Origin of the sequence: Burkholderia sp. Se-20378 (genome assembly GCF_017104665.1) — a bacterium.
Taxonomy (GTDB): domain Bacteria; phylum Pseudomonadota; class Gammaproteobacteria; order Burkholderiales; family Burkholderiaceae; genus Burkholderia; species Burkholderia lata.
Window position 1 is genome coordinate 1 of record NZ_JAAGPG010000389.1, and the last position, 8198, is coordinate 8198.

Sequence of the window (8198 nt, forward strand, 5' to 3'; positions counted from 1 at the left end):
TGCCGCCGCCGCGCTCGACGTGTTGCGCAATGCGGGGATGCGCGTGTCGTCCGACCGCGGGCGCGCAGGCGCCTCCGCCGCTAAACCGGCAGTAGAGCCGGCTGTCGCGAAGCCGGCCGCGCCGCGTCCCGCCGCCGTACAGGTGCCGACGCCACGCGCTGCGGCCCGTGCGCCGCAGGCAGCCGATTCGCGTCAGGCCTCGCCGCCGTGGGAAGACATCCCGCCCGACGACTACGTGCCGCTCAGCGCCGACGAAATGTTCGGCGGCCCGCCCGACGATGGATTCGTGCCGGTGTTCGACAGCGGCCCCGACGATGTGCGCGTAACGCCCCGGCCGGCGGAAACCCGTCCGTCCGCACCGGTCGACACGCGTCCGTTGCCGCCCGCGATCGCACTCGATCCGGTCGGCTTCGACGGTGAATGGCCGGCGCTGGCCGCGAAGCTGCCGCTCAAGGGCGTCGCGTATCAGCTCGCGTTCAACAGCGAACTGACGGCCGTCGACGCCACAACGTTGAAACTTTCCGTGCCGGTGCCGCAATATGCGGACGCCGCGCAGGTGGCGAAGCTGAAGGCTGCGCTGGCCGATGCGCTCGGCAAGCCGGTCGAGGTGGCCGTCGAAGTCGGGCCCGCACGGCGTACGGCGGCGGCGCTCGATGCGGCCGCGCGCGCGGCACGCCAGCGCGAGGCCGAGCAGGAGATTCACGGCGATCCGTTCGTCCAGCAACTCGTGCGCGATTTCGGTGCGCGCATCGTCGAGGGTTCGGTGCGCCCGCTCTCCGACGCGGCGCCGGACGGCCCGCCGCCGACGCTGCATTGAACTGACCGCCCCGCGACAGGCACAATCACGCCCACACATTGGCCGGCACGCGCCGCGTGCCGGTTTTCACACGATCAAGAAGGAGTATTCCCATGTTGAAAGGCAACCTCGCCGGACTGATGAAGCAAGCGCAGCAAATGCAGGAAAACATGAAGAAGATGCAGGAGCAGCTTGCGCTGATCGAAGTCGAAGGGCAGTCGGGCGCCGGCCTCGTCAAGGTGACGATGACGTGCCGCAACGAAGTGCGTCGCGTGGCGATCGACCCGAGCCTGCTCGCGGACGACAAGGACATGCTCGAGGATCTCGTCGCGGCTGCGTTCAACGACGCCGTGCGCAAGGCCGAAGCGACGTCGCAGGAAAAGATGAGCGGCATGACGTCGGGCCTGCCGCTGCCCCCGGGCTTCAAGCTGCCGTTCTGAGCGCAGCGTCCGTGCCACTCTTTGCTGCCGTATGAAACAGCCGTCCGCCCTGTCCGCTCTCGTCGAAGCGTTGCGCGTGCTGCCCGGCGTCGGGCCGAAATCCGCCCAGCGCATGGCGGTCCACCTGATGCAGCACGATCGGGAGGGCGCGGAGCGGCTCGGCCGGTCGCTGCTGTTCGCGACCGAGCACCTGCAGCACTGCGAGAAGTGCAACACGTTCACCGAAGCGCAGATCTGCGAGGTCTGCAGCGACGAAGAGCGTGATCCGACGCTGCTGTGCGTCGTCGAGACGCCTGCCGACCAGATCATGCTCGAGCAGACGATGACTTACCGCGGGCTGTATTTCGTGCTGATGGGCAGGCTGAGCCCGCTCGACGGGATCGGCCCGAAGGAAATCCATTTCGACCGCCTCGTACGGCGCGCGTCCGACGGTGTCGTCAAGGAAGTCGTGCTCGCGACCAACTTCACGAACGAGGGCGAAGCCACCGCGCACTACCTCGGCCAGACGCTGAAGGCGCGCGGGCTCGCGGTCACGCGCCTCGCGCGCGGCGTGCCGGTGGGCGGCGAGCTCGAATACGTCGACGCGGGCACCATCGCCCGCGCGATGCTCGACCGCCGCACGATGTAAGCCGGGCGCCGCCGGCCGGCGGCGCCGTTCCTCATGCCAGGGAGACACATGAGCACCAGCCAGGGCCCGCTCGCGGGCGTCAAAGTGCTCGAATTCGGAACGCTGATCGCGGGACCGTTCGCGTCGCGGCTGTTCGCCGAATTCGGCGCGGAAGTGATCAAGATCGAGGATCCGAACGGCGGCGACCCGCTGCGCAAGTGGCGCAAGCTCCATCCGGAGCAGGGCGGCACGTCGCTGTGGTGGTCCGTCCAGGCGCGCAACAAGAAATCGGTCACGCTCAACCTGAAGGCCGACGCCGGCAAGGCGATCGCGCGGCAACTCGCGCGCGAGGCCGATATCGTGATCGAGAACTTCCGCCCGGGCCTGCTCGAAAAGCTCGGGCTCGGCTACGACGTGCTGTCGGCCGACAATCCGGGCCTGGTGATGGTGCGCCTGTCCGGCTACGGGCAGACGGGCCCGTACCGCGACCGGCCCGGCTTTGGCGCGATCGCCGAATCGATGGGCGGGCTGCGTCACATCACTGGCTATCCCGAGTTGCCGCCGCCGCGCATCGGCATCTCGATCGGCGATTCGATCGCCGCGCTGCACGGCGTGATCGGTGCGCTGATGGCGCTGCATCACCGCAAGGTCAACGGCGGTGCGGGGCAGGTGGTCGACGTTGCACTGTATGAAGCCGTTTTCAACATGATGGAAAGCGTGGTGCCCGAATACGGCGTGTACGGGATGGTGCGCGAGCGCACCGGCGCGTCGCTGCCGGGCATCGTGCCGTCGAATACGTACGCGTGCCGCGACGGCAGCATCGTGATCGGCGGCAACAGCGATCCGATCTTCAAGCGGCTGATGAAGGCGATCGAGCGCGACGACCTCGCCGACGATCCCGCGCTTGCGCAAAACGACGGGCGCGTGCCGCGCACGCAGGAGATCGACGAAGCGATTGCCGCGTGGCTCGCGCCGCGCACGATCGACGAAGCGCTCGTCGTGCTCAACGCGGCCGACGTGCCGGCCGGGCGCATCTACAGCGCCGCCGACATGTTCACCGATCCGCAGTTCGTTGCGCGGCAGATGATTCAGCGCTTCAAGCTGGCCGACGGCACTGACATTCCGCTGCCGAACATCACGCCGAAGCTGTCCGACACGCCGGGCGAAACGCGCTGGCTCGGGCCCGAGCTCGGCGAGCATACGGACGAGGTACTGCGCGGCCTCGGCTACGACGCGCCGGCGATTGCCGCACTGCGCGACGCGGGCGCGATTTGAGCACCCCTGGGCCTGGCGCTTCGCGCCAGGCTTCCGGAATCGAGCGTTCCCCGGCGGGGCGCCGTCGGCCGGGGAAAACCCGGGGCGGCGCGGCGTTTTCCTGAGCACGCGGAACGCGGCACCGCAACGTGGCGGCACAGCGTGTCCGGGTGCCCGCAACCGTCCATCCGCAGTCGCCGGACTGTCGCTCTCGCGCCATCTTTCCTCGGTTACAATCGCCGGATGCGAATCCTACTCAGCAACGACGACGGCTATCTCGCCCCCGGTCTCGCCGCGCTCAGCGACGCGCTGCAGCCGCTGGCCGAACTCACGGTGATCGCGCCCGAGCAGAACTGCAGCGGCGCGTCGAATTCCCTCACGCTGTCGCGGCCGCTGTCGGTGCAGCGCGCGGCGAGTACGGGTTTCTTCTACGTGAACGGCACGCCGACCGATTCGGTGCACGTCGCGTTGACGGGGATGGCCGACGCGAGGCCGGACCTCGTCGTCTCCGGGATCAACAACGGCCAGAACATGGGCGAAGACACGCTCTATTCGGGGACAGTTGCAGCCGCCACCGAAGGCATCATGTTCGGCGTGCCGGCGATCGCATTCTCGCTGGTCGACAAGGGCTGGGCCCATCTGGCGGACGCCGCGCGCGTCGCCGCGGAAATCGTCGAGCACTATCTCGCGCATCCGCTGCCGGGCCAGCCGTTGCTGAACGTCAATATTCCGAACCTGCCGTACGACGAACTGAAAGGCTGGAAGGTCACGCGCCTCGGCAAGCGTCATCCGTCGCAGCCGGTGATTCGCCAGACCGACCCGCGCGGCGAACCGATCTACTGGATCGGCGCGGCGGGCGAAGCGCTGGACGCCAGCGACGGCACTGATTTTCACGCAGTGGCAAACGGTTTCGTGTCGATCACGCCGCTGCAGCTGGACCTCACGCATACGCAGATGCTGCCCGCGACTCGCGAATGGGCGCGCGCCGGAGGGCGGGCTTCATGAGCGGCGAGCGCGCGAAGCGGTTCCCGCTCGCGCTCGAAGATCTCAAGCGAGCGCCACGCAAGTCGGAAGGTCGGGTCGGCGAACGCCATGCGGCGGTCGCGGTATCGAAGGCCGCCGACAAGCCCTCGGCCGTGCTGAAGCCGGTTGCGGTGAAGCCTGTTGCGGTGCGAACGGCATTGCCCGGCTCCGCCGCCGCGAAACCGGCGACCGCACCGAAGCCGACCGCGCTGAAGCCCGCGATGCCGAAACCGGCCGCGCCGAGCGTCGCGCCGGCCGGTGCGTTCGCGCTCACGTCGGAACGTGTGCGCGAACGGATGGTCGAACGGCTGCGCGCGAATGGTGTGACCGACGCGCGCGTGCTGGAAGCGATGGCCGCGGTGCCGCGACACATGTTCGTGGATCCGGGGCTTGCGACGCAGGCTTACGAGGATTCGGCGTTGCCGATCGGCCACCAGCAGACCATTTCAAAGCCGTCGGTCGTCGCGCGCATGATCGAGCTCGCGATGGCCGGCCGCACGCTCGAGCGCGTCCTCGAGATCGGCACGGGCTGCGGCTACCAGGCCGCCGTGCTGAGTCACGTGGCGCGCGACGTGTATTCGATTGAACGCATCAAGCCGCTCTACGAGCGCGCGAAGCTGAACCTGCGGCCGCTGCGTGTGCCGAACATCCGTCTGCACTACGGCGACGGGCGTGTCGGCCTGCCGTCCGCGGCCCCGTTCGACGCGATCGTGATCGCGGCGGCGGGGCTCGACGTGCCGCAGGCGCTGCTCGAGCAGCTCGCGATCGGCGGGCGGCTCGTCGCGCCGGTCGGCGCGCAGAGCGGGCAGCACCAGGTGCTCACGCTCGTCGAGCGCGTCGCGCACGCGCAATGGCGAGAGTCACGGCTTGATCGCGTTTTCTTTGTCCCTTTAAAATCCGGAGTAATTTGAAACCGATGAGTATGTTGCGCGCGATGCAAAACAACCGTTCCAGGGAACCGCTCACGCTCGCCCAGCGCGCGATCTGTGTAGCTGCGTTCTCCACGCTTCTGGCCGCCTGTGCGACGCGGCTCGACAACGCGCCCGTCGTCGATCGCTCCGGTTCGCTCGGCACGACCGGCACCGCACAGCCCGCCGCGCCGCTCCCCCCGGCGCCGCCGGGTTATTACCGGGTGAAGCCGGGCGATACCCTGTACCGGATCGCACTCGAAAACGGGCAGAACTATCGCGACATCGCCGCGTGGAACAACCTGGTGAACCCGAATCAGATCGAAGTCGATCAGCTGCTGCGCGTTTCGCCGCAGGCCGGTGCCGCCGTTGCGGGCACGCAGGTCCGCGCGCCGAGCGCGGGCGCAGCCGTGGCGACCGCGCCGCGCAGCAGCGGCCCGGGAACGCCGGCCGCCGGGCCGTCGTCGGCGGTCGCGACGTCGCCTGCCGCGGCAGCCGCATCGAGCGATACGGCAGCCGCGCCGAGCGGCCCCGTGACGTTCGCGTGGCCCGCGCGCGGGCCGGTGCTGAACGGTTTCGATGACGCGAAGAACAAGGGCGTCAATATCGGCGGCACGGCCGGCGAGACCGTGAAGGCGGCGGCTGACGGCCGCGTCGTCTACTCCGGCAATGGTCTGCGCGGCTACGGCAACCTCATTATCATCAAGCACGATGCAACTTACCTCACGGCGTATGCACACAATCGCGCTTTGATGGTAAAAGAGGGGGACGCGGTAACGAAGGGGCAGAAGATCGCCGAGATGGGGAACAGCGATTCCGACCGCGTGATGCTGCATTTCGAGGTTCGCCGGCAGGGTAAACCTGTCGATCCGCTGAAGTATTTGCCGCCTCAATAACCGAGACGACCATGCCGAAATCGAAGCGCCACGAGCCGCAAGCCGAGTCTGAGAAGATCAGTCGTGCCACGCAAGCGTCGGTGGGGCGAGCTGGTGCTTCGACGGACGACGAAGACGACGTCGCGGACAACGAGCGTGACCTCGAGGCACGCGACTCCGACGCGGAAGGTGGCGACGACGAGCGCGAAGGCCGCGCCGAGGCCGCGCCCGATGTCGACGATTTCCGCACGATGCTGCAGGCCGAGCTCACGGCCGACACGATCCAGCATTACCTGAACCGCATCAGCGTGAAGCCGCTGCTCACCGTCGAGGAGGAGCAGCGCTATTCGCGTCTGGCCAAGGCCGGCGAATTCGAGGCGCGGCAGGTGATGATCGAGCGCAACCTGCGCCTCGTCGTCAGCATCGCGAAGGGGTATCTGAACCGTGGCGTGCCGCTGCTCGACCTGATCGAGGAGGGCAACCTCGGCCTGATGCATGCGATCGAAAAATTCGACCCGACGCGCGGCTTTCGTTTTTCTACGTATGCGACGTGGTGGATCCGGCAGAGCATCGAGCGTGCGATCATGAACCAGGCGCGCACGGTGCGCCTGCCCGTGCACGTGATCCGCGAACTGAACCAGGTGCTGCGCGCGAAGCGCCACCTCGAAAAGAACTCGATGTCGACGGGCGAAGCGGCCGAGCGCCGCGAAGCCAGCATCGACGACATCGCCTATCTCACCGGCAAGACCGCCGAGGAAGTCACCGACATCCTCGCGCTCAACGAGCACACGGCGTCGCTCGACGCGCCGCTCGATCTCGATCCGGCGAGCAGCCTGCTCGACCTGCTGCCCGACGACCAGAGCCAGTCGCCTGACGCCGAGGTGCAGCACCGCGAGCTCGAGACGCTGACGCGCGCGTGGCTGTCGCGGCTGTCCGACAAGCATCGGCACGTAATCGAGCGCCGCTTCGGCCTGAACCACATCGAGCCGGCGACCCTCGAGGAGCTGGCCGACGAGATGGGGCTCACGCGCGAGCGCGTGCGCCAGATCCAGCAGGAAGCGCTGGTGCGCCTCAAGCGGTTTTTCGCCTCCAACGGCGTGCGCAAGGACGCCGTTCTGTAACTGATGACTCCGATTCTTGTTTTTGACATCGAGACCATTCCCGATGTCGACGGCATTCGCCGTCTGGAAGACCTGCCCGCAACGCTCGACGATGCCGCGGTGGCCGAACATGCGTTCGCTGCCCGCCGCGAGAAGACGGGCAGCGATTTCCTGCCGCACCACCTGCAACGCATCGCGGCGATTTCGTGCGTGTTTCGCGACAACAACGGTTTTCGTGTGCGTTCGCTCGGCACGCCGCAGGACAACGAAGCGACGCTGATCCAGTCGTTCTACCGCGTGATCGAGAAATACACGCCGCAGCTCGTGTCGTGGAACGGCGGCGGCTTCGATCTGCCGGTGCTCCATTACCGCGCGCTCGTGCACGGCATTCCCGCGTCTCGCTACTGGGATCTCGGCGAGGACGACCGCGATTTCAAGTGGAACAACTACATCTCGCGCTACCACTCGCGGCATACCGACCTGATGGATGTGCTCGCGATGTATCAGGCGCGCGCGAACGCGCCGCTCGATGCACTCGCGAAGATGTGCGGCTTTCCGGGCAAGCTCGGGATGGACGGTAGCCAGGTGTGGCCGGCGTTCCAGGCTGGGCGGATCGAGGAAATCCGCAACTATTGCGAAACCGACGTCGTCAATACCTACCTGCTGTATTGCCGGTTCCAGTTGATGCGCGGCGGCCTGACGCCGAGCGAGTATGCGGACGAGATCCTGCTCGTGAAGAACTCGCTTGCGCAGGAGCCTGCATCGCACTGGCCCGAATACCTGGCCGGCTTCGACGCGTAGCGAGGGCGAGGTGCGCCACGACCGGTGGCGCGATCATGTCAGTTCGAGCAGCACCGGCTGGTGATCGGATGCGCGCGCGTCGCCGTCGATTTCGCAGCGCGTGACACGCGGCAGCAGCGTATCGGTCACGAACACGAAGTCGCACGCGAGCGGCCCCTCCGACCATTGAACCGTATCGTAGACACCGGCCGTTGGCGGTGGCGTGCGGCCGGGGTGCCGGGCGACCCATGCGTCGACGAAGCGCGGCGCCTCTGCGATCGGCTCCAGGAATCGGCAATAGGCCTCGCTGCCGAACGCGCTGTTGAAGTCGCCACAGACGATCGCGTCGCACGGCTGGCCGGTCGCGCTGAACGGCCCCTCGGCGGTTTCGGCAGGCGCCGGCCGTGCCGCGTGC

At 67.6% G+C, this 8198-nt stretch carries 10 protein-coding genes; 9 read left to right on the forward strand and 1 reads right to left on the reverse strand.

Annotated elements, in window-relative coordinates; translation table 11 throughout:
* From G3N93_RS29005 to G3N93_RS29045, 9 genes are all read left to right on the forward strand, one after another.
* Positions 1-817, forward strand: an 817-nt coding sequence (locus tag G3N93_RS29005) for a DNA polymerase III subunit gamma/tau C-terminal domain-containing protein (RefSeq protein ID WP_277396582.1), incomplete at its 5' end; no start/stop codon positions are given.
* A 92-nt stretch (positions 818-909) separates the two neighbouring features.
* Positions 910-1236, forward strand: a complete 327-nt coding sequence (locus G3N93_RS29010; protein WP_014896896.1) for a YbaB/EbfC family nucleoid-associated protein — start codon at positions 910-912, stop codon at positions 1234-1236.
* 31 nt (positions 1237-1267) lie between these two features.
* The gene (recR, locus tag G3N93_RS29015) at positions 1268-1864 is read left to right on the forward strand and encodes a recombination mediator RecR (RefSeq protein ID WP_006478665.1); all 597 of its coding nucleotides are present in this window, start codon (positions 1268-1270) and stop codon (positions 1862-1864) included.
* Positions 1865-1912: 48 nt separating this feature from the next.
* The gene (locus tag G3N93_RS29020) at positions 1913-3118 is read left to right on the forward strand and encodes a CaiB/BaiF CoA-transferase family protein (RefSeq protein WP_174946427.1); all 1206 of its coding nucleotides are present in this window, start codon (positions 1913-1915) and stop codon (positions 3116-3118) included.
* A 222-nt stretch (positions 3119-3340) separates the two neighbouring features.
* Positions 3341-4102: a 5'/3'-nucleotidase SurE gene (gene surE, locus G3N93_RS29025; RefSeq protein ID WP_174941095.1), complete on the forward strand. Its 762-nt coding sequence runs from the start codon at positions 3341-3343 to the stop codon at positions 4100-4102.
* On the forward strand, positions 4099-5031 hold the full coding sequence (locus G3N93_RS29030) for a protein-L-isoaspartate(D-aspartate) O-methyltransferase (protein ID WP_206134506.1): 933 nt from the start codon (positions 4099-4101) through the stop codon (positions 5029-5031). Before surE ends, G3N93_RS29030 begins: the two co-directional genes overlap by 4 nt.
* A gap of 5 nt (positions 5032-5036) precedes the next feature.
* Positions 5037-5924, forward strand: coding sequence for a peptidoglycan DD-metalloendopeptidase family protein (locus G3N93_RS29035; RefSeq protein WP_206134507.1), 888 nt, complete (start codon positions 5037-5039; stop codon positions 5922-5924).
* An 11-nt stretch (positions 5925-5935) separates the two neighbouring features.
* Complete coding sequence (gene rpoS / locus G3N93_RS29040; RefSeq protein ID WP_174930875.1) at positions 5936-7024, forward strand: RNA polymerase sigma factor RpoS; 1089 nt, start codon at positions 5936-5938, stop codon at positions 7022-7024.
* A gap of 3 nt (positions 7025-7027) precedes the next feature.
* Positions 7028-7804 (forward strand): 3'-5' exonuclease, encoded by a 777-nt coding sequence (locus tag G3N93_RS29045; protein ID WP_174941089.1) that lies wholly within the window; start codon positions 7028-7030, stop codon positions 7802-7804.
* A 33-nt stretch (positions 7805-7837) separates the two neighbouring features.
* On the opposite strand, the gene G3N93_RS29050 is transcribed toward G3N93_RS29045, so the two are convergent.
* On the reverse strand, positions 7838-8198 hold a 361-nt coding region (locus tag G3N93_RS29050; RefSeq protein ID WP_374196521.1), incomplete at its 5' end, for an endonuclease/exonuclease/phosphatase family protein.